We start from the raw sequence: 20552 nt of genomic DNA, 5'->3' as shown, positions 1-20552 counted from the left end.
AGAGAAGAGCCGACATGAGCGAGACCCGTGAAACCCGGACGGACCGTGCCGCGGCCGATGCCGGCACTCCCGGGCGGCCCCTGCCCACGACGATGAAGGCACTGGTGCTGCACGGCAGGCAGGACCTGCGGCTGGAGCGGCGGCCCGTGCCGTCCCCCGGGCCCGGCGAGGTGCTGATCGCGGTCGGCTCGGTCGGTGTGTGCGGATCGGACAAGCACTTCTTCGCCGAGGGCCGGGCCAGCAGCGATGTCATGACCGAGCCTTTCGTCATGGGGCACGAGTTCGGCGGCCGGATCGTGGCGGTCGGCGAAGGCGTCGACGCGAACCGTTCCGGCCGACGGGTGGCCGTGGAGCCGCTGGTGCCGTGCGGCGAGTGCCGTCAATGTCGGCGTGGCGAGTACAACATCTGCCCGGACCAGCTCTTCCACGGCGTGCCAGGAGCGGAGGGAGCGCTCCAGGAGTACGTGGTCGTGCCGGCAGCCAACGCCTTCCCGATCCCTGATTCGGTCAGCGACGACGCCGCGGCGATGGTGGAGACGATCTCCGTCTCCTTGTGGGCCGGACAGCGTGGGGAAGTCACCATCGGTGACCATGTGTTGATCACCGGCGGTGGCCCCATCGGTCTCTTCGCCCTGCAGGTAGCCCGCAACCGGGGCGCGGAGCGGGTCGTCCTGGTCGAGCCGCAGGGCTCCCGGCGGGAGATCGCCGCCCGCCTCGGCGCCGAAGCCGTCACCTCGCTCGACGAGGTGAAGGACGAGTTCGACGTGCTCATGGAGTGCACCGGCGTCCAGACGGTCCGGCACACCGGCTGCACCTACGTACGCCCCGGGGGCAAGGCCGTGTTCATCGGGGTGGGTGCGCAGGATGCGAGCGTCCCGATGCCTTCGGTGCTCGAGCGCGAGGTCGAGATCCGGGGGGTGATGCGCTACCGCTTCACCTGGCCGACCGTCATCGCCGGGCTGGAGGCCGGACGGTTCCAGGCGGACGAGCTCGTCACCCGCACGCTGTCCCTGGAGGAGGCACATCGCGCCTGGACGGAGGGGACTGCGGGCGCGGACGTGAAGACGATCATCCGCGTGGGTGCCGCGCCCACACCGGCCTGACCGATGTGCGTCGGCAGGCCGTGTGCGCCCGACAAGGAGGTACGGCTCAGCCGTGTGGGTTCCCCGCCACGTCGGCCGCTCCGGAGCCTTCGCGACGCCATCCGCTCACTCCCAGGCGACGAGCGACCTGCACGCACTTGCGTTCGGTTTCGATGGGTGGGAGAAATTGGGGCAAGGAGGACCGGCGCGGCTCTTCGGAGCCGCCCCGGTCAGCCGGGCGGAAGGATCTGTCGTGCACGGGTCCGGCGGTATCGAGATCGTGAGGGTGATCTCATGGGCAAGATGTTTTCCACGCTCAAGCTGCTGCGAGGGCGGAAGATGGAAGCGGACGGCAAGGCTCTGCAGGACCAGCGGCTGCGGGATGAGGGCCGACGCCTGCAGGACCAGGGGCACGGGGTGCGGCAGTAACAGTCCCGCGTACGGGGACGGCTCTCAGGCCCCGGCCCCGTACACGCCCTGCTCCGGGAGCCCCGTCGACTCGAAGGTGTGGACCGAGAGCCCGCGCCCCGTCGTCCTGTGGCTGACGAGCCGCGGGCCGACCGGGGCGCCGCCGTCCGGGAACAGTCATCGCGCATCACTCTCTCCCGCTGACGTCACGGTCGCTACCGCCGCCGGTCCACGGGACATGACTGTGCACTCCTGGAGCGCCGCGGCAGGCGGCGACGCGTCAATCCTCCTCCCGCAGCGCCGTGAGAACGGCCAGGGGAGTAGCCGCCGCCCATGCCTGTGGTGAGCAGGAGTGGGGATACGGCACCGGGCGGGGATGCTGGGCGCGCGAGTAGCCCGCCATGACCTCGGGCAGCCGGTGACCGTGGTGGGCCGACGCCTCCAGCAGGCCTAGGGCGACCGTGCGCGCCTCGTCCTTCAGGCCGTACCGTGCGAGGCCGAGCAGGATGACCGCGTTGTCGTGCGGCCAGGACGTGCCCCGGTGGTACGAGAGCGGGTGGTATCCGGGCTGGCCGGACGCCAGCGTACGGATCGCCCAGCCCGAGAAGAAGTCGGGCTCCAGCAACCGCCGCCCCACGCGCTGCGCGTGCCGGGCGTCCAGGATGCCGGACCACAGCAGATGCCCGGCGTCCGAAGCCAGCGAGTCGACCTGCCTGCCCCGGCCGTCCAGGGCGAGCGCCGGGAAGTCGGGGCCCGGCATCCAGAAGTCCCTCAGGAACCGGGCCCGTAGACCGGTGGCGGCGCTGTCGAGCCGGTCGGCGTACGCGTCGTCGCCCCACACCGAGCGGGCCAGTCGCGCGGTGCGCACCAGCGCGTCGTAGGCGTATCCCTGTGCCTCGGCGACGGCGATCGGTCCTTCGGCCTGGGTGCCGTCGAGGAAGCAGATGGCGCCGTCGGAGTCCTTCCAGTTCTGGTTCACCAGCCCCTGCGGGTCGGGCGAGTAGATCAGGTAGCCGCTGTCGTCCAGGCCGCCGTCGCGGAACATCCAGTCCACGGCGGCCCGTGCGTGGTGTTCGAGGCGGATGGCGAGCGCGCGGTCGCCGGTTTCCTCGGTGAAGCTGTCCAGGAGCACCAGGAAGAGCGGGGTGGCGTCCACCGAGCCGTAGTAGCGGCCGTACGGCACCTGGCGGAAGTGGGCCAGTTCGCCGTGCCGGATCTCGTGGACGATGCGCCCCGGCTGCTCGCCCCGGCCGGTGTCGTACTCCGCGCCCTGGGTGGCCGCGAGGGCGCGCAGGGTGCCCTCCGCGAGCTCCGGCCGGTACGGCAGCGCGAAGAGCGAGGTGAACAGGGAGTCGCGTCCGAAGAGGGTGAGGAACCAGGGGATCCCCGCCGCGGGTACGCGGACGCGCTCGCCGTCAGGGCCGGTGGCGGGAACCCGCAGCGCTGCCAGGTCGCTCAGCCCACGGGCACAGGCGGCGGCCAGACCCGCGGGTGCGCCGGCCGGAACGGGCAGCGGCGCGTCCGTGAACGCCGACGTGTCCGCCGCGTGCTCCGCGACGGCCTCGGCCGGTGTGCCGACGAGGGCCGGCGCGGGCGCGCCGTGCGCGTACGCCCTGACGGTGAGCAGGAGTTCGGCCGTGCCGTGGGCGGGCAGTTCCAGGTGCCAGTCCAGCCGGTGGGCGGTGTCCTGCACGCCGACGGGCCGGACGGAGGCCGGGGCGGGCGTGGCGCACACCGTCGTACGGGACAGCCACGCGCCGCGCTCGTAGGTGAAGCCGACCCCCTCGGCGTGGGCGCTCGCCGTGCGCTGGGCACCGGCCTTCTCGTACCGGCGCTTGTCGGACCGCAGTTCGAACTGGTCGGCGAAGTCGGCGTCGGCGGTGAGGGAGAGGACCGCGGTGACGGGCGCGGGACGGTTGTTGACGAGTCGCAGACGCTCAGTCAGCACACCGCTTTCGACGGCCTGTTCACGGAAGACGGTGTAGGCCGCAGGTTCGTCCCGGGTGCCCGGGGGCGTGAGTACGCACCGGGCGGACGCCTCTCCGTCCGACGGCACCAGCACGGCCGGTTCGGTGCCGTCGACGGTCAGTGTCCACCGGCTCAGGTGCCGGGCGTCGCGATGGAACAGTCCGTCGGGGGAGGTGCCGCGACGGCCGCTCACCCCGCCGTCGGCCCCGAGGACGGCGAAGGTGCCCGCGCGGACCAGGGTGGTGTCCGCTGTGCCGTTCACGTGCGTACTCCGATCGACGCGTCAGTGGTGCCGTCGTCCGCCGGCCGGGACGCGGCCAGCAGGTCGAGGGTGAGGGCCGCCGTCCAGCCGAAGGCACGGGTGCCGCGTGCCTGCGCGGTGAACGGGTCCACGTACTCGGCGAAGGAACTGGCGCCGGCGGCGTCGAGCATGGCCGTGCGCAGCGCGTCCGCCTCGTGGACCCGCCCGTACCCGCGCAGACCGCGTTCCAGCATCCAGTTGGTGTTGAACCAGGCGGGACCGCGCCAGTATCGGGAGGGGTCGAAGGCGTGCCCGGTGATGTCGTACGACGGAGCCATCGGGACCTCGCCGAGGCGGAAACCGGTGCCCGTCGCCGTATCGAGCAGGGAGTCCACGATCTCCTGAGGGAGTCCGGGGACGATGAGCGGGACGAGCCCGGCGACGCTGCGCTCGGGGATCAGCTCGCCGCCGACCAGGTCACGGGAGAGGAACATGCCGTCGGCGGGCGACCAGAGCCGCTCCACCAGGGCCGCGGTGAGACGCGCCGCCCGCTCCTGGTGGGGGATGGGGTCCGCCCCCGTCTCGGCTGCGATCCGGGCGAGGGCGTGCTCCGAGACGATCAGCAACGCGTTGACGCAGGGGTCCTCGACCGCGAAGGCGTGTTCGCCCCGCACGTCCGCGTAGCCGTTGTCCCGGTAGTCGGCGGCGAGCCGCACATACCGTCCGTAGTCCAGGTCGGTGGGGCGTTCCGACGGCTGCCCGTGGTCGAGGTCGGCGCGCCGGTACGAACCGGGGGCGGCCGGCTCGACGCGCCGCAACGGGCCGTCCCAGCAAGGGCTGTTGTCCATGCCGGGCTCCCAGGGGTGCACCATGGCCGCCAGCCCGCCGCCGCCGAGGTCGCGGCGGCCCGTGAGGTAGTCGTGCCAGGCCACGAGCCGGCCGTACACCCGGGGCAGGAAGCCCCGGGTGTGCGAGGTTTCCGGGTCCGCCTGGTGGACGAGCCAGGCGGCGAGCGCGTGCACCGGGGGTTGCACGATGCCGGAGGTCTCGGTGCCGGCCGGGGCGCCCGCCGGGGCACCGTCCGTGGAGGAACGCCAGAAGTCGGGGCTGGGGAAGTAGGCGTCGAGGGGCACAGCGGGGCTGAACACGATGTGCGGGACACGTCCGTCGGCCCACTGCGCGCCCAGCAGGCTCTCCAGCTCGCGCTGGGCGCGGCGTACCGAGAGATGGCGAAGCCCGATCGCGATGAAGGCCGAGTCCCAGCTCCACTGGTGCGGATACAGACCACGCGACGGGACCGTGGAGGAGCCCGTCCAGTTGGTGAGGAGTACCCGTGCCGCGCCGCGCCGAAGGGTCAGGTGATCGGCGTCGGCGGGCACGGGGGTTTCGAGCAGCGACGTCACGCCCCGGACCTCCGGAGGAACGCGGGGACGGAGCGCACGGCCGCGATGGGGTCGCCGGTCAGCCGGCACTCGGCGGCGAGGTAGCCGTCGTAGCCGATGCTGTGCAGCGCGCCGATCCAGGCGGGCCAGTCGAGGTGGCCGGCCCCCGGCTGGAAGCGGTTCGAGTCGCTGACCTGGGCGTGACCGATGTAGGGGGCCGCCGCGAGGATCGAGGCCGAGGGGTCGGCCTCCTCGATGTTCATGTGGTAGCTGTCGATGCCGATGCGGACGGAGTCCAGGCCGACCGTACGGATCAGGTCGACGGCCTGCTCCAGCCGGTTGACCATGTGGTCCTCGTACCGGTTGAGCGGCTCCAGATAGAGGGTGACGCCCTCGCGGCGTGCGTGCTCGCCCAGCTCGGAGAGGCCGGACAGCAGGACCTCGCGGTCCTGCTCCTCGGTGCGCGGCGGCTCGAACGGGGGGAGCCTGCGCGAGAACATCCCGTAGGACGCGGGGGTCTGGACGCCCAGCGCTCCGATCCCGGCAGCGACGGAGAGCTGGGACTTCAGCTGATCGAGGGCGTCGCGGCGCAGGCCGTCGTCGAACGCGGCGAAGAAGTGCAGCATGTCGACGCAGACGGTCGGCATGACCACGCCGTCGGCCCGGGCCTGCTTGAGCTCGGGCAGACGGTCACGGAAGTGGAAGTCGCCCTTGGACCGCAGCTCCACGGCGTCGTAGCCGGCGTCCTGGGCGAAGGCCCATTTCTCCTGGAGCGTGTCGCCGGGGAGGAGCTGTTCCTGGCAGGCGGTTTTCAGCATGGGATGCCTTTCGGCGCCGTCGGAGGGCGCTCGGGAGTTCAGGTGGGTGATCGGGCCGGGCGGCCGGGCTCAGAACTCCAGGACGACCTGGAGGGCATCGGCGGGCGTCTCGTCGAGCAGCACATACGCGTCGGCGGCTTCCGCCACCGGGACGACATGGCTGACCAGGGACTTCACGTCGACCTGGCCTTCGGCGACCAGCGAGAGGAAGGTCTGCTGGAGGCGTTCGACGGTCCAGCGCCCCGCCAGCTGCGGGGGCACCCCGCCGATCTGGGAGCAGATCAGCTGCACCCGGTTGTGATGGAACTCGTCGCCGAGGCGCAGACCGGCGCCGTCGCCCTGGTAGAAGCCGGAGGCCACGACCCGGCCGCCGACGGTGACCGAGCGCACGGCCTCGTGCAGGGCCGGGTACACACCGCTGATCTCGATCGCGACATCGGCGCCCGCCCCGCCGGTGGCGGCACGGATGCTCTCGGCGACGGTGCCGGTACGGGCGTTGAGGGTGTGCCGTGCACCGTACTCACGGGCCGTCACGAGCCGGCCGTCGAGCGCGTCGACCGCCGTGACGCGCGCGCCGTTGAGCTGGGCGAGGCGGGTGGTGAGCAGCCCGATGACGCCCTGGCCGAAGACGGCCACGTCCTCGCCCAGGTGGATGTCGGCGGCGAGAATCGCGTTGTACGCGATGGCGCCGACCCGGGCGAAGGCCCCGGCGAGCGGTTCCAGACCTGCGGGAAGGGTGTGGCCGACCATGCGCTCGGCCGGGACGATGCCCTCGCTGCGGTGCCCCCAGATGCCCCAGACCAGATCGCCCGCCACCGGCATGCCGGGCGTGCCGACGAGCTCGGGCGAGACCTCGGTGACCTCGCCGACCTCGGAGTAGCCCCAGCCGGCCACCGGGTACTCGATCCCGGCCGCTCCGTCGCGGAAGATCCGGGCCTCGGCGTCCCAGGTGCGCGTCAGGTAGGGGTTCGTCCCCCGGTAGGCGGTGAGTTCTGTTCCTGCCGAAATGCCGGAGTAGCGGGTGCGTACCCGCAGATGCCCCGCGGGAAGCGGAGCGCTCTCGTGCTCGGCGACTTCGACCTGACGGGGGCCGGTGAACTGGACGACGCGTTCCACGGGAGCTCCGGTAGCGCTTGAAGGGGTGTTGCTCGCTGACTTCAGTCGAAGATATCTCAGAGTTATGTCTTGTCAATAAGCAAAAGTGATGCTGAGATGCGTCAGGACAGTGCGTAAGTGGCGTGAGGACACAGCATGGTGATGAAGACCCGACGGTCGAGGGTGACCCTGTTCGGGCTCGCCGCGACCCTGGCCGGGGGCCTCCTGGCCGGCTGCTCCGGCAGCTCCGGCGCAGAACAGCCCGACAACAGGATCACGGTGTGGTCGCAGGAGAACCTGCCGCCGCGGATGGCGGCGACCAGGAAGGTCATCAGCCGTTTCGAGAAGGAGAGCGGCGTCAAGGTCGATCTCGTCGGCGTGGACGAGGCGCAGCTCCCACAGCTGATCATGTCCGCCGCCGCAGCCGGCAAGCTCCCGGACGTGATCGGGGCGGTCCCGATGGGCCAGGTCTGGCAGATGTACGGCAACGGCCTGCTCAACACCGAGGTCGCGGACCGCATCGTGAAGGACCTGCGGCCGGACACGTTCAACAGCAACGCGCTCGAGCTCACCTCCGACAGCGGCACCAGGCTCGGCGTCCCCTCCGACGCCTGGCTCCAGATCCTCGTCTACCGCAAGGACCTGTTCGCGAAGGCCGGGCTCGACGCACCGGAGGACTACCCGAGCGCCCTGAAGGCCGCCGCCGCTCTCGACAAGGGCGGCAGGGACGGCATGTCGCTGGCCACCGACCCCTCGGACGTCTTCACCCAGCAGAGCTTCGAGGACCTCGCCCTGGCCAACGGCTGCCAGCTGGTCGACGAGGCGGGCGAGCCCGCTCTCGACTCACCGGCGTGCCGCAACGCCTTCGCGGCGTACGACGATCTCGCCCGCGAGCATGGAGCGCCCGGCACCCAGAGCGTCGACTCCACCCGCGCCACCTACTTCGCCGGGCAGTCGTCGATGATGGTCTGGTCGTCCTTCCTGCTGGACGAGCTCGCGGGCCTGCGTGCGGACGCGCTGCCCAGCTGCCCGGAGTGCAAGAAGGACCCGAAGTTCCTGGCCCGTAACACCGGCGTCGTCACCTCCCTGAAGGGCCCCGACGGCAAGGAACCCGCCCAGTTCGGCGAGATCACCTCCTGGGCCGTCACCCGGACCGCCGAGACCGGCGCCTCCCAGAAGTTCATCGAGTACATGATGGGCGAGGGCTACGCCGACTGGTTCGGCATGGCGCCCGAGGGCAAGATCCCCGTCCGGACCGGCACGGCGGAGAAGCCCGGCTCCTTCGAGCAGGCGTGGCGCGCCAGCGTCATGGGCGTCGACCGCCGCGAGTCCATGCAGAAGGCCTACCCCTCCGCGCTCCTCGACCGGCTCGTCACCGGCGTCGGCGGCATGAAGCGGTGGGGCCTGACCCAGGGGCAGGGCGCCCTCGTCGGCGCCACGAACGGCGAACTCCCCGTCGCCAAGGCCATCGGGGCGATGACCAGCGGCCAGCTCTCGCCCGACGAGGCCGCCAAGGAGGCCAACGACGAAGTGGCCGCCCTCCAGAAGTCCCTCCAGTAGCCGCCCGCCGCTCCCTCACGAGGTAACCGACCCATGAGCACAATCCAGAGCGGCGCGAAGAAGCGCCGCGTCCCACCGCAGAGTACGAGCAGGCGGGAGAACCGCGCGGGCCTCGCCTTCGTGACCCCCACCTTCCTGGTGGTCCTGGTCGTGGTGATCCTGCCGATCCTGTGGACCGTCCTGCTCGCCTTCCAGAACGCCAAGCTGGTCGACATCCAGGAGAACGGCCTCTTCGGCCGCTGGACCCTGGACAACTTCTCCCAGGTCTTCGGCTCACCCGGCTTCTGGAGCAGCCTCGGCACCACGCTGCTCTACACCGTCGGCGCCACCGCCGGTTCCGTCGTCCTCGGGCTGATCGCCGCCCTCGCCCTGCGCAGGCCCTTCCGAGGACGGGGCGCCCTGCGCGCCGCCATGCTCCTGCCGTACGTCGCCCCCGTGGTCGCGGTCTCCTTCGTCTGGGAGGTCGCACTCAGCCCGCAGTACGGCATCGTGAACGAATGGGGCCAGAAGCTCTTCGGATGGGACGACCCCATCGCCTTCCTGTCCACCCGGTCCTACGAAGTCGGCGTACTCGGGGTCCATTTCGACATCCCGCTGGCGCTGCTCACCGTCATCGCCTTCGAGACCTGGCGCTACTTCCCGTTCGCCTTCCTCTTCATGCTCGCCCGCCTCCAGGCGGTACCGGACGGTCTCGAGGAGGCCGCCGAGGTCGACGGTGCCACGCTGTCCCAGCGCTTCCGGCACATCCTGCTGCCGCAGCTGATGCCCGTCATCGCCCTGCTGTCCGTCCTGCGCTTCATCATGACGTTCAACAAGTTCGACGACATCTACCTGCTCACCGGCGGCGGTTCCGGCACGGACGTCGTGGCAGTCCGCGTCTACGACTTCCTCACCTCGCGCTTCGACGTCGGAGCCGCGTCCGCGCAGGCACTCGTCCTCGCCGTCGTGCTCATGGCCCTCCTGGGCGTCTACTTCAAGTTCTTCGGCAAGAAGATGCAGGAGGAGTCGGCATGACCCCCACCCCGACCATGACCCACGAGCCGGACGAGCGCACCGCCCGGCCGCTGCCCGCACCGCGGCGGCCACGGCCGCGGCTGACCCGCGCCCAGTTCGAGGAACGGTTCTTCGGAGTCCTGCGCTGGGTGGTGATCGCCTTCCTCGCGGCGATCACGATCGTGCCCTTCTACTACATGCTGATGCTGTCGGTGAAGCCCATCGACGCCCTGCTCCTCGACCCGGGCAACCTCTGGGTCTCCGCGAAGGACTTCACGCTCGACACGTACGAGAGCGTCCTCAAGTCCTCGGAGGACGGCGGCCAGGGTTTCCTCGGCATGCTGCTCAACTCGGCGATCGTCGCCGTCGCCACGGTCCTGCTCACGCTGGCCGCCGCGGTACCGGGCGCGTACGCCGTCAGCCGACTGAAGTTCTTCGGCAACCGCCAGGTCAGCGCGGTCTTCCTGGCCGTCTATCTCTTCCCGGCCACGCTGCTGGCCGTCCCGCTCTTCGTCATGTTCGCGAAGATGGGGCTGTCCGGGAGCCTCGTAGGGCTCGCCATCGTCTACATCGCGCAGACCGTCCCCGTCTCGATCTACATGCTGAAGAACTACTTCGTCACCATCCCGTTCAGCATCGAGGAGGCGGCGGCGATCGACGGCGCGTCACGGCTGCAGACCGTACGCAAGATCATCCTGCCGCTCGCCCTGCCGACCCTCATGGCCACCGGGCTGTATGTCTTCATGATCGCCTGGAACGAGTTCCTGTTCGCGCTCCTCTTCCTGGCGGCCGACCCCGAACGGTGGACGGTCTCCCTGGGTCTGCAGCAACTGGCCAACGGCATCGAGGTGTCCAAGACGGTGCTGATGGCCGGGTCGGTCGTCCTCACCATCCCTGTGGTACTCCTGTTCTTCTCCGCCGAACGGCTCCTCACCGAGGGCCTGACCAGCGGAGCGGACAAGGGCTGACGCCGGGAGCCGGGAGCCGGGGGCCCGGCGGGGAGAGAACCGACAGCCCCTCGGGGCAGGCACGGACGCGACAGACAGGGCGAGGACGGCGGGGATGGCAGGAAACCAGGCCAGTGCGGGGCATCTGCTGCAGCTCATTCGCAGCGGCGAAGCCACCACGCGCGGCGAGCTCCAGCAGGCGACCGGCCTGTCCCGCTCCACGGTGGGCCACCGGCTCGACCAGCTCTTCGGAGCGGGCTGGCTGCGCGGTGCCACCGGCACCTCGACCGGCGGACGCCCCTCCGCCCGGCTGGAGTTCGACCCCGCCCATGCCGTGGTGCTCGTCGCGGACCTGGAGACCCGGCACGCCCGCGCCGCCGTGCTCGACCTCTCCGGAACCGTCCTCGCCGAGCACACCGGTGACCTCGTCATCGCCGACGGCCCCGACCACGCCCTGGACCAACTGGCGCGCTGGTTCGGCCCGCTGCTCACCGAGGCCGGGGTGGGGGCCGAGCGCGTCTGCGGCATCGGGCTCTCCGTGCCGGGGCCGGTGGACTGGGAGTCGGCCCGGATCGTGCAGCCGCCGATCATGCCCGGCTGGGACCGCTTCCCCGTACGCGAACGGCTGCGCGAGGCCTGGGCCGAGCACGTCGGTCCGGTGCCGGCCGCCGGGCCTCTGCCCGTGTTCGTCGACAACGACGCCAATCTGATGGCGCTGGCCGAGCAGCGGGCCGGTCACCCGGACTGCAGCGCCTTCGTACTGATCAAGGCGTCCACCGGGATCGGCGCCGGTGTCGTCGTCGGAGGCGAGGTCTACCGGGGCATCGACGGCGGAGCGGGCGACATCGGCCACATCCGCCTGCACGACCGCCCCGACGCCCTGTGCATGTGCGGGTCCTACGGATGCCTCGCCGCCGTCGCCAGCGGCCGGTCGATCGCCGGTCAGCTCACCGCGGCCGGTGTGCCCACCGCGTCCGGATCCGACGTACGCGAGCATCTCGCCGCGGGCCAGCCGGATGCCGTCAGGCTCGCCCGTGAGGCGGGGCAGCGCGTCGGCGAGGTCCTGGTCACGGTCGTCACCCTGCTCAACCCCGGGGTGCTGATGCTCAGCGGCGACCTCGCCGGCACCCCGTTCCTCACCGGAGTCCGCGAACTCATCTACCAGCGCGCCATGCCACGTACCACCGCACACCTCCAGGTCGTCACCTCCGAACTGGGCGACCGGGCGGCCCTCGTCGGGGCCGCCCGCATGGTCGTCGACCACCTGTACGCCCCCGAACGCGCCGACGCCCGCCTCGCGGCACTCGCCCGTACCGGCGCCTGAGCACACCGCCCCGCAGCAGAACGACGGAGAGCACCATGTCCACCGCCCCCCTCTCTGACAGCCGGACCCACGAACCGGTCCGCGTCGGCCTCGTGGGCGCCGGCCCCTGGGCCCGCACCATGCACGCCCGCATGCTCGCGGCAGGGCCCGAGACCTCACTGGCGGCGGTCTGGGCGCGCCGCCCCGAGGCCGCGGCCGAGGTCGCCGAGCCCTACGGGGCCCCGGTCGCGGCCTCCTTCGAGGAACTCCTCGACCGGTGCGAGGCAGTGGCGTTCGCGGTGCCGCCGGCCGTGCAGGCCGCCCTCGCACCCCGTGCCGCGGCCGCGGGCCGCGCCCTCCTGCTGGAGAAGCCGCTCGGCGCCGACCTCGACGCGGCGCGCGCAGTGGCGGACGCCGTCCGCGAGCACGGGGTGGTCTCCCAGCTCGTCCTCACGAAGCGGTACCACCCCGCCACCCGCGCTTTCCTCGCCGAGGCGGCGACGCGCGAGGTCACGGGAGCACGCTCCTGCTATCTGCACGGGGCCTTCCTCGGCGGGGAGTTCGCCACGTCCTGGCGGCTGGAACACGGAGCGCTGCTCGACCTCGGCCCCCACCTCCTGGACCTCCTCGACACCGCGGTCGCGCCCATCGTCTCCGTACGGGCCACCGGGGACCCGCGCCGCTGGGTCGAGCTGACCTGTGAGCACGAGAACGGTGCCGTCAGTCAGGCGTCCCTCTCGGGCTGCGTACGGCTCCCGCAGGCCAGGACCCGGGTCGAACTGTTCGGCACGGGTGAGGAGTTGGTCTACGACACGGCCGGCATCGACCACGAGGAATGCTGGCCGGTGCTCCGGCGCGAGTTCGCCACCGCCGTCAGGACCGGCCGCGGCACCGGCATCGACGCCGCCCACGGCCTGCGCATACAGGAGCTGCTCGACATGGCCGCGCGCACGGCTGGCTGAGCCCGCGGTGGCACCGGGGGACGGTTCACCCTCGGCCCCTGGCGCACAGCGCGGCGTCCACCGCGCCCTGGAGGTGCCCCAGGCTGTCGCCCTCGGCCGCCCAGGTCGTGGTGTAGACGGTCACGGTGCCCCGGCCGCCCGTGGCCCGGCCACCGCCCACCGAGCCCCCGGGCAGGTCGCCGCCGTGGCCCCAGTAGACGCCACCGCAGCTGAGCGGGACCGAGGCGACGCCGTAGCCGTAGCGGCTGCCCGCGGGATAGATGTCCCTGCCCCCGATGTCGGTGGTGTCCCGGGTCATCAGGCGCAGCGCCCAGCCGGGCAGGAGCCGGCCGCCGAACAGGCCGTCCCAGAAGGCGTTGAGGTCCTCGGGCGTGGAGACGAGCCCGCCGGACGCGCCGAACTCGTACCCGGGAAGCTCGGTCACGTCCACGACGCCGGCCTCCGGGGACGCGGGGTGCACGCCGTAGTTGCGGGCGTGCGGTCCGCGCAGGGCCATTTCGCCGGGCGCGGGCCAGTAGGTGTCGCCCAGGTGCAGCGGACGCAGGATCGCACGCTCCACGTAGGTGCGGAAGCCGACGCCCGAGGCCTCGTCGATGACCATGCCGAGCACCAGGTAGTTGGTGTTGGAGTAGCCCCAGTCCGCCCCGGGCTCGAAGTCGGGCTCCGCGTCGAGCGCCAGCGCCAGATACTCCTCCGGCGTGCCCGCCTCGGTCCAGCTGACCAGTGCGGAGTACTCGGGAAGCCCGCTGGTCTGCTTCAGCAACTGGCGTACGGTGATGGCGCTTCCCGCCAGCTGGGGCACATACGTCCCGGCGCGGTCGTCGAGGCGGAGCCGCCCGTCCGCGACCAGCCGCATGACGGCGGTCGCGGTGAACGCCTTGGTGTCGCTGGCCAGCCGGAACCGGCCTTCGGAGCCAGGCATGGGGCGGCCGGACACCAGATCCGCGACCCCCGCCGTCCGGGTGGCCCTGCCGTCGTACGCGAGGGCGCCGGGAACACCGTCCTTGCCCACGAGCAGATCGAGCTGTCGCTGCACCGGGTCCGAAGGACGGGCCGCCGCCACGGGAGCGAGTGCCCCGGTCAGTGTGGCGGCGAGCAGGACTGCTGCGGCGAGGTGCTTGCGGTGCATGGGTCTTCCCCCTGATTCGTGGCCCGGATCCCGTGGGCCTGTCGTCTGCTCACCGACGACACTGCCAGGATCCCGACGTGAGATCAGTGGCCTCCGGACCCGAATCGGAGGTGTCGTCAACCCCCCTTGTCAGAAGGCCCGTCGTATGCGTCAGGCAGGATCCGAGGTGTCCCTGACGGGCGAGTCCTCGACACGGGAGCCGGGCGCTCCGCGATTGGCGGCGGCCGGGCTGTGCGCGTGCTGCGCCGGTGCCTCGTCGTCTCCGGCGCCGACGCCCGCCGCCGGGGTACGCAGGGCCAGGAGGGCGACGTCGTCGCCGCTGGGGTCGATGCGGACGAGGAGTTCGTCGAGGAAGTCCTCGACGTCGCGGCGGGCGAGGGCCGCGGCATGAGTGCGCAGCGTGGCGAGACCGGCTTCGATGTCACGGGTGCGGCTCTCGACGAGCCCGTCGGTGTACAGCAGCAGGGTCGACCGGGGTGGGAGGTCCACGTGGGCATCGGGCCAGCCCAGCCCCATGTGCAGGGCGGAGCTGAGACCGAGAAGAGGGCCGTGACCGGCTTCGAGGAACCGGGTGTGTCCGTCGGCGGTGATCAGGAGGGGCGGCGGGTGGCCGGCGTTCACCCAGTGGAGCTGCCAGGGCCCGCCCTCCGCGCCTTCGATGCGGGCGAAGACACAGGTGGCCATGGGGGCGTCGCTCGTGTGGGTCATGGCCTCGTCCAGACGGCGCATGATCAGGCTGGGGGGTTCCGTCCGGTCCCAGGCCAGGGCGCGCAGCATGTTGCGGACCTCGGCCATGTGCGCGGCGGCCTGGAGATCGTGGCCCACGACGTCCCCGATGACCATCGTCAGGACGCCGTCGCTGAGGAGGAAGGAGTCGTACCAGTCCCCGCCGATCTCGGCGACGCTCTCGGCGGGCCGGTAGCGGGCCGCCATCGTGAGGTGGTCGACCTGAGGCAGGGGGGTGAGGAGCTGGCGCTGCATGGTCTCGGCGACATGGCGCTGCTGCTCGAAGAGCTCGGCGGCTTCCATGACCAGGCCGGCGCGGCGCGCGATGTCGGCGAGTACGAAGACCTCGGCCTCGGTGTAGGAGGAGTCGGGGCCGACCCGCGCCACGGTCAGCGCGCCGAAGACCTGTCGCCGGGTGTGCAGGGGCACCACGACGGCGCAGCTGCCTCCCAGCCGGTCGAACAGCTCCCGGTGGGCGAGGGCGAGCGGGCTGTCCGGCTGTTCAGCGAGGGCTTGCGCGTCCAGGACGACGGGCTCGGCGTTCCGTAGTGCCTGGACCACGGCTGAACGGGTGAATTCGGGCAGAGGCGGCAGCGGACCCTTGAGCGCCTCAGCCGTCCGGTGGTCACGAGGGGCCCGGACGGCGACACGCTGCATCTCGCCGGCCTGCCTCGTCGTATGGATGTCGGCCGCCGCCCAGTCACCCATGTCCGGCACGAGCAGTGCGGTCAGCCTGCTCAGCATCTCCGGCGTCTCCAGGGCGGAGATCAGGACCGTCGACACCTCCGAGACCATCGTGAGCCGGGCGGTGAGGCCTTCCAGCGCCGCGAGGTAGGCCGCGGTCTGCTCGGCCGCGTCATGGTGCAGGCTGAAATCGTGGAAGACGATCACCAGGCCTTCCGCGCGCCCCTCGTGCCGCAACGGAGTGGCCGCCCAGATGACCGGCACCAGGGTGCCGTCCCCGCGCAGGAGGAGTTCCTCGCTGCCCTCGGCCGGCTGGCCGCTCTTCAGGACGGCCAGCATGACGCACTCGTCCCGTGGGACCGTGGCACCGTCCGGTCCGCGGTGCAGGAGATCGTGCATGTCGCGACCGAGCATCTGCTCCTGCGGACGGCCGAGCATCTGCTGCGCACGTGGATTGCACGCGGTGAGCCGGCCGGTGGTGTCGGTGACGAAGACTCCAGTCCCCAGACTGTCGAACACCGTGCGCATGAACCCGAGCTCCAGCAGCCCGTCCGTGGACCTCATCGATCGGCCCTCGCCGTCCTCGGACGGACCCCCGTGCCCGTGCTCACGTCATCACGTCTTCCGGACCGCGCGGCGACAGCCGCACGGGTGGCATCGTGTCCACCGCCGGAATCACGGTCTGAAAGGTCATGGCGTCCATCATTCATCCGGCGCGCCCGTTCCGCCGCTCGGGAGGGCCCTCCCCTGCTGTGCCGCGGCCGGGGGGCTACCTCTCCAGCACCAGTGCGGAGCCCTGGCCCACGCCGATGCACAGCGCCGCCACGCCGGTCCCGGACCCGGCGGCCTTGAGCTGGTGCGCGACGGACCCGGCAAGGCGGGCTCCCGAGGCGCCCAGCGGGTGACCGATCGCGATCGCTCCACCACGAGGGTTGAGGACGGACGGGTCGAGGTCGGGCCACTCGGCGACGCAGCCCAGGACCTGGGCGGCGAAAGCCTCGTTGAGTTCGAGAGCTGCCAGGTCGGCGAAACTCCTGCCCGCCCGGTCCAGCGCCCTGTTCACGGCCTCGACGGGGGCGAGCCCGAAGTAGTGCGGTTCGTTGGCCGACACCGCGGAGGCGGTGATCCGGGCGAGCGGCTCCCGCCCGGTGGCCCGGAGCCCTTCCTCGTCGGCGAGCAGCAGGGCCGCCGCGCCGTCGTTCAGAGGGGAGGAGTTGCCGGCGGTGACGGTTCCTCCTTCCGTACGGAAGGACGGGCGGAGCTTGGCCATGGCCTCCAGCGAGGCGTCGTCCCGGATGCACTCGTCCCGGTCGACGACGAGCGGTTCCCCCTTCCGGCGCGGGATGGACAGGGGTGCGATCTCCCCGTCGAACAGTCCCGCCGCCCGTGCGGCCGAAGCCTTCCGGTGGGAGGAGAGCGCGAACTCGTCCTGCTGTTCCCGGCTGATGGCGTGCTTGTCGGCGATCAGCTCGGCGCTCTCGCCGAGCGGCACCGTCCACTGCGGGTCCATCCGGGGGTTGACCATGCGCCAGCCGAGGGTGGTCGAGTACATCTCGGGGTGCCCGGCGGGGAAGGCGCGGTCGCTCTTGGGCAGGACGTACGGGGCGCGGGTCATCGACTCGACGCCGCCGGCCACGACGAGCGAGTAGTCCCCGAGCGCCACCGCGCGGGCCGCGTGCACGACCGCTTCCAGACCGGATGCGCAGAGCCGGTTGACGGTCACACCGGGGACGGAGACCGGCAGTCCCGCGAGGAGCGCGGCCATCCTGCCGACGTTGCGGTTCTCCTCACCCGCGCCGTTGGCGTTGCCGAGCACCACGTCACCGATGCGCGACGGGTCGAGCTCCGGGGTGCGGCCGAGCAGCGTGCGGATGGTGTGGGCGGCGAGGTCGTCGGGGCGTACCTGCGCCAGTGCCCCGTTGTACCTGCCGATCGGGGTGCGGACGGCGTCGACGACGTACACGTCGCGGGGGCGGAAGCTCATGACACGGCCCTTTCGGCTGTACGGACCGGAGCGGCCGTCCGCTCCAGGACCTCGGCGGCGGTCACCCCGGGAGCGGTCTCCACCAGGACCAGGCCGTCGTCGGTCACGTCGAGCACGGCGAGATCCGTGATGATGCGGTGGACGCACGCCTTGCCGGTCAGCGGCAGGGTGCATTCCTCGACGATCTTCGGGCTGCCGTCCTTGGCGGTGTGCGTCATGGTCACGATGACGCGACGGGCCCCGTGCACGAGATCCATGGCTCCGCCAATGCCGGTCACCATCTTCCCCGGCACCGCCCAGTTGGCGAGGTCGCCCCGGGCCGAGACCTCCATGGCCCCGAGGACGGCGGCGTCGATGTGACCGCCGCGGATCATGCCGAAGGAGAGCGCCGAGTCGAAGAACGAGGCGCCGGGCCGCACGGTCACCGTCTCCTTGCCCGCGTTGATCAGATCGGGGTCGACGTCCTCGTCGTACGGGAAGGCGCCGGTGCCCAGGATGCCGTTCTCGGACTCCAGGACCACGTGCACACCCTCGGGCAGGTGGTTCGGGATCAGTGTCGGCAGTCCGATGCCGAGGTTGACGTACTCGCCGTCGCGCAGCTCCGCGGCCGCCCTGGCGGCCATCTCGTTCCGGTTCCAGGCCATCAGTTCCGTGCCTCCCGCTCCGTGATCGTGCGCTTCTCGACCTTCTTGTCCACGGCCTGCCCGGGTGTCAGCGCGACCACCCGCTGCACGAAGATGCCGGGCAGGTGCACGTGGTCCGGGTCGATCTCGCCCGGCTCGACCAGCTCCTCGACCTCCGCGACGGTGACGCGGCCGGCCATGGCTGCGAGCGGGTTGAAGTTGCGTGCGGACTTGTTGAAGACGAGATTGCCGTGCCGGTCGCCCTTCGCCGCCCTGACGAGGGCGAAGTCGGTGCGGATGCTGCGCTCCAGGACGTACCCGGTGCCGTCGAAGTCGCGTACTTCCTTGGCGGGGGAGGCCACGGCGACCCCGCCCTCGCCGTCGTAACGCCAGGGGAGCCCGCCGTCGGCGACCTGGGTTCCCACACCGGCGGGGGTGTAGAACGCGGGTATCCCCGCCCCGCCGGCCCGAAGGCGCTCGGCGAGGGTGCCCTGGGGGATCAGCTCGAGCTCCGGCTCACCCCCGAGGTACTGCCGGGCGAACTCCTTGTTCCCTCCGATGTACGAGCCGGTCACCCGGGCGATCCGGCCGGCGGAGAGCAGCACCGCGAGCCCCGAGTCCATGGCTCCGCAGTTGTTGGACACGACACCGAGCCCGCTGACACCGCTTGCGTACAGGGCATCGATCAACACGTTCGGCACACCGCTGAGACCGAAGCCTCCCACCGCCACCGAAGCGCCGTCCGGCACGTCGGCGACGGCCAGCGCCGCTGACGCGACCACCTTGTCCATGGGACCGTCCATCCACTAGTGTTCGCATAGTGAAGTTTCCTTCACTAGGATGAGTTGAGTCTGCCGCCGGGCCGGAGCTCTGTCAACGGTCCCGGCCCCTGCCGCCCCCACCCGACGGAGGACAGATGGCACCGACCAGCACGCCGCGACAGGGCGCGGACGTACCCGCGGAGGCCGTGGCCCCGTTGATGCGCGGCATAGCCGTCCTGCGCCGGCTGACCGACGCCGACGGCTCCCTCGGCCTCAGCGATCTGGAGCGTGCCACCGGGCTGGCCCGCTCGACCGTCGACCGGATCACGCTCACGCTCGCCCGCACGGGGTACGTCCGCCTCGACGGCAAGGTCGTCACCCTCGCGCCGCGTCTGATGGAGCTGGGCAACGCCTACCTCTCCTCGGTCCGCCTTCCCGGTCTCCTCGGCGCCCGGGTGGACGCCCTCGCGGAGGAACTCGACGAGTCCGTCTCCCTCGCCGTCCCCGACGGCGGCGGCGTCCGCTTCGTGCACCAGACCACCCGTCGGCGCGCGATGTCCCTGCGCTTCCGTATCGGCGACCTGCTGCCCGCCGAACGCACCGCCCCGGGCACACTGTTCGCCACCCGTTGGGGAGCGGAGGAGTGGCAGGCCTGGCGGGAGCGGCGCGCTTCAGGCCCGGACGGAGCGGGCTTCCCGTCCCTGCCTCCGGGGCCCCGCCCGGCGGACGACCTGTTCGAGGAGCGGGTGGAAGCGGCGCGGGCGGCCGGCTGGGTGGTGGACGATCAGCTGATCGAGCCCGGCCTCCTCGCCCTCGCGGTGCCCGTGCGCGATCGCGCCGGAGACTTCGCGTGCGTGCTCAGCGTGGTCAGTCACACCAGCAGGCACACCGTGCGGGGCCTCCGCGAGGACCTCCTTCCCCGGCTGCTCGACGCCGCCTCGTCGATGGAGCGCCGACTGCGCGACGAGCCCCCCGCGAGCCCCGCCCCGGCCCCGGCCCCGGGGGCCCTCGCCTCCTGGACCGCGGCCTCGAAGCAGGAAGCCGGCCGGGAGTTCATCGAGTCCCTCGCCCGGGGCCTGACGGTCATCACCGCCTTCGGTGAGAACGGCGCCGCCCTGACGCTCAGCGCCGTCGCCCGCGCGACCGGTCTCTCGCGCGCCTCCGCCCGCCGCGCCCTGATCACCCTCGAACACCTCGGATACGTCACGGCCGACGGCCGTGACCACCGGCTGACACCACGCGTCCTGGCCCTCGGCTACGCCCCGCTCTCCCGCACGACCCTGGCGCGGATCGCGGATCCGCACCTCGCCGCGCTGGCGGGACGGATCCAGGATTCCGCCTCCCTCGCCGTCCTCGTCGGCGACTCCGTGCAGTACGTGGCGCGCGCCGCCACCCACCGCATCATGAACGTCGACATCACCGTCGGCACACGCTTCCCCGCCTATGCCACCTCTCTGGGCCGCGCCCTGCTGGCCGGTCTGCCCGCGGATGAGCTCGGGCCGCTCCTCGACCACGCGGAGCTGCGCCCCCTGGCACCCCACACCCTCACCCACCGCACCGGACTCGAAGCCGCGCTGGAGCGCGTGAGCACCGAGGGGTACGCCCTGGTCGACGAGGAACTGGAGGCGGGCCTGCGTTCGATCGCCGTACCCGTACGGGACCGGGCAGGCGCAGCGGTCGCGTCCATCAACGTCGCCATGCACAGCAGCAGCCGGACGATCGACGAGTGCCTGGAGCAGGTGCTGCCCGAACTGCGCCGCACCGCGGGGGCCATCGAGTCCGAACTGCACACCGCGGCCCGCTTCACGGACGTGGCGGTGATGTGAGCCGGTGCCGTGGCCGGCCCTCGCGCGGGCGTAGCCGGTGGACCGTGAAGTCGCCGTACC

At 71.7% G+C, this 20552-nt stretch carries 17 protein-coding genes; 8 read left to right on the top strand and 9 right to left on the bottom strand.

Going from position 1 to position 20552, the window contains the following annotated elements; translation table 11 throughout:
• Positions 1-14: 14 nt before the first annotated feature.
• On the top strand, positions 15-1103 hold the full coding sequence (locus ACIREO_RS26750; RefSeq protein ID WP_404114616.1) for an alcohol dehydrogenase catalytic domain-containing protein: 1089 nt from the start codon (positions 15-17) through the stop codon (positions 1101-1103).
• Between the two features lie 273 nt (positions 1104-1376).
• Positions 1377-1511 (top strand): hypothetical protein, encoded by a 135-nt coding sequence (locus ACIREO_RS26745; RefSeq protein ID WP_404114614.1) that lies wholly within the window; start codon positions 1377-1379, stop codon positions 1509-1511.
• A gap of 259 nt (positions 1512-1770) precedes the next feature.
• Here ACIREO_RS26745 and ACIREO_RS26740 read toward each other — a convergent pair whose 3' ends face one another.
• From ACIREO_RS26740 to ACIREO_RS26725, 4 genes are all read right to left on the bottom strand, one after another.
• The gene (locus tag ACIREO_RS26740; protein ID WP_404114612.1) at positions 1771-3720 is read right to left on the bottom strand and encodes a glycogen debranching N-terminal domain-containing protein; all 1950 of its coding nucleotides are present in this window, start codon (positions 3718-3720) and stop codon (positions 1771-1773) included.
• On the bottom strand, positions 3717-5102 hold the full coding sequence (locus tag ACIREO_RS26735; RefSeq protein WP_404114611.1) for an MGH1-like glycoside hydrolase domain-containing protein: 1386 nt from the start codon (positions 5100-5102) through the stop codon (positions 3717-3719). The genes ACIREO_RS26740 and ACIREO_RS26735 overlap by 4 nt, the downstream gene beginning before the upstream one ends.
• Positions 5099-5899, bottom strand: a complete 801-nt coding sequence (locus ACIREO_RS26730; protein WP_404114609.1) for a TIM barrel protein — start codon at positions 5897-5899, stop codon at positions 5099-5101. Before ACIREO_RS26730 ends, ACIREO_RS26735 begins: the two co-directional genes overlap by 4 nt.
• Before the next feature lie 69 nt (positions 5900-5968).
• The gene (locus ACIREO_RS26725; protein ID WP_404114607.1) at positions 5969-7015 is read right to left on the bottom strand and encodes a zinc-binding alcohol dehydrogenase; all 1047 of its coding nucleotides are present in this window, start codon (positions 7013-7015) and stop codon (positions 5969-5971) included.
• A gap of 135 nt (positions 7016-7150) precedes the next feature.
• Here ACIREO_RS26725 and ACIREO_RS26720 point away from each other — a divergent pair, with 135 nt between their 5' ends.
• The 5 genes from ACIREO_RS26720 to ACIREO_RS26700 all read left to right on the top strand — a co-directional run bounded on the left by ACIREO_RS26720 (position 7151) and on the right by ACIREO_RS26700 (position 12759).
• A complete protein-coding gene (locus ACIREO_RS26720) occupies positions 7151-8554 on the top strand; it encodes an ABC transporter substrate-binding protein (RefSeq protein WP_404114605.1) in 1404 nt (467 codons plus the stop codon).
• 33 nt (positions 8555-8587) lie between these two features.
• Positions 8588-9568 (top strand): carbohydrate ABC transporter permease, encoded by a 981-nt coding sequence (locus ACIREO_RS26715; protein WP_404114603.1) that lies wholly within the window; start codon positions 8588-8590, stop codon positions 9566-9568.
• Between the two features lie 80 nt (positions 9569-9648).
• Positions 9649-10515, top strand: coding sequence for a carbohydrate ABC transporter permease (locus ACIREO_RS26710; protein WP_404115078.1), 867 nt, complete (start codon positions 9649-9651; stop codon positions 10513-10515).
• A gap of 94 nt (positions 10516-10609) precedes the next feature.
• Positions 10610-11818, top strand: a complete 1209-nt coding sequence (locus ACIREO_RS26705) for an ROK family transcriptional regulator (RefSeq protein ID WP_404114601.1) — start codon at positions 10610-10612, stop codon at positions 11816-11818.
• 35 nt (positions 11819-11853) lie between these two features.
• Positions 11854-12759 (top strand): Gfo/Idh/MocA family protein, encoded by a 906-nt coding sequence (locus ACIREO_RS26700; protein ID WP_404114599.1) that lies wholly within the window; start codon positions 11854-11856, stop codon positions 12757-12759.
• A gap of 25 nt (positions 12760-12784) precedes the next feature.
• On the opposite strand, the gene ACIREO_RS26695 is transcribed toward ACIREO_RS26700, so the two are convergent.
• The 5 genes from ACIREO_RS26695 to ACIREO_RS26675 form a co-directional block, all read right to left on the bottom strand.
• Positions 12785-13888, bottom strand: a complete 1104-nt coding sequence (locus ACIREO_RS26695) for a serine hydrolase domain-containing protein (RefSeq protein WP_404114597.1) — start codon at positions 13886-13888, stop codon at positions 12785-12787.
• A 150-nt stretch (positions 13889-14038) separates the two neighbouring features.
• On the bottom strand, positions 14039-15862 hold the full coding sequence (locus tag ACIREO_RS26690; protein ID WP_404114595.1) for a SpoIIE family protein phosphatase: 1824 nt from the start codon (positions 15860-15862) through the stop codon (positions 14039-14041).
• 205 nt (positions 15863-16067) lie between these two features.
• Positions 16068-17282, bottom strand: coding sequence for a thiolase family protein (locus ACIREO_RS26685; protein ID WP_404114594.1), 1215 nt, complete (start codon positions 17280-17282; stop codon positions 16068-16070).
• Positions 17279-17926, bottom strand: a complete 648-nt coding sequence (locus ACIREO_RS26680) for a CoA transferase subunit B (RefSeq protein ID WP_404114592.1) — start codon at positions 17924-17926, stop codon at positions 17279-17281. Before ACIREO_RS26680 ends, ACIREO_RS26685 begins: the two co-directional genes overlap by 4 nt.
• Positions 17926-18696 carry a CoA transferase subunit A gene (locus tag ACIREO_RS26675; protein ID WP_404114590.1) on the bottom strand — a complete coding sequence of 257 codons (771 nt, stop codon included), beginning with the start codon at positions 18694-18696 and terminating at the stop codon, positions 17926-17928. The genes ACIREO_RS26680 and ACIREO_RS26675 overlap by 1 nt, the downstream gene beginning before the upstream one ends.
• A gap of 125 nt (positions 18697-18821) precedes the next feature.
• Between ACIREO_RS26675 and ACIREO_RS26670 the strand changes: the two genes are divergently transcribed.
• Positions 18822-20492 (top strand): IclR family transcriptional regulator C-terminal domain-containing protein, encoded by a 1671-nt coding sequence (locus tag ACIREO_RS26670; RefSeq protein WP_404114588.1) that lies wholly within the window; start codon positions 18822-18824, stop codon positions 20490-20492.
• Positions 20493-20552: the final 60 nt, after the last annotated feature.

Origin of the sequence: Streptomyces sp. NPDC102441 (assembly GCF_044765585.1) — a bacterium.
Lineage (GTDB): Bacteria > Actinomycetota > Actinomycetes > Streptomycetales > Streptomycetaceae > Streptomyces.
The sequence above is the reverse complement of the archived record's forward strand: the minus strand, read 5'-3'. Positions and strand labels throughout refer to the sequence as shown.

Bases quoted from the DNA above. Each gene is read 5' to 3' on its own strand.
- ACIREO_RS26720 (WP_404114605.1), top strand. From the start codon at position 7,151: ATGGTGATGAAGACCCGACGGTCGAGGGTGACCCTGTTCGGGCTCGCC.
- ACIREO_RS26700 (WP_404114599.1), top strand. From the start codon at position 11,854: ATGTCCACCGCCCCCCTCTCTGACAGCCGGACCCACGAACCGGTCCGC.
- ACIREO_RS26715 (WP_404114603.1), top strand. From the start codon at position 8,588: ATGAGCACAATCCAGAGCGGCGCGAAGAAGCGCCGCGTCCCACCGCAG.
- ACIREO_RS26670 (WP_404114588.1), top strand. From the start codon at position 18,822: ATGGCACCGACCAGCACGCCGCGACAGGGCGCGGACGTACCCGCGGAG.
- ACIREO_RS26750 (WP_404114616.1), top strand. From the start codon at position 15: ATGAGCGAGACCCGTGAAACCCGGACGGACCGTGCCGCGGCCGATGCC.
- ACIREO_RS26695 (WP_404114597.1), bottom strand. From the start codon at position 13,888: ATGCACCGCAAGCACCTCGCCGCAGCAGTCCTGCTCGCCGCCACACTG.
- ACIREO_RS26675 (WP_404114590.1), bottom strand. From the start codon at position 18,696: ATGGACAAGGTGGTCGCGTCAGCGGCGCTGGCCGTCGCCGACGTGCCG.
- ACIREO_RS26730 (WP_404114609.1), bottom strand. From the start codon at position 5,899: ATGCTGAAAACCGCCTGCCAGGAACAGCTCCTCCCCGGCGACACGCTC.
- ACIREO_RS26685 (WP_404114594.1), bottom strand. From the start codon at position 17,282: ATGAGCTTCCGCCCCCGCGACGTGTACGTCGTCGACGCCGTCCGCACC.
- ACIREO_RS26745 (WP_404114614.1), top strand. From the start codon at position 1,377: ATGGGCAAGATGTTTTCCACGCTCAAGCTGCTGCGAGGGCGGAAGATG.
- ACIREO_RS26705 (WP_404114601.1), top strand. From the start codon at position 10,610: ATGGCAGGAAACCAGGCCAGTGCGGGGCATCTGCTGCAGCTCATTCGC.
- ACIREO_RS26680 (WP_404114592.1), bottom strand. From the start codon at position 17,926: ATGGCCTGGAACCGGAACGAGATGGCCGCCAGGGCGGCCGCGGAGCTG.
- ACIREO_RS26690 (WP_404114595.1), bottom strand. From the start codon at position 15,862: ATGAGGTCCACGGACGGGCTGCTGGAGCTCGGGTTCATGCGCACGGTG.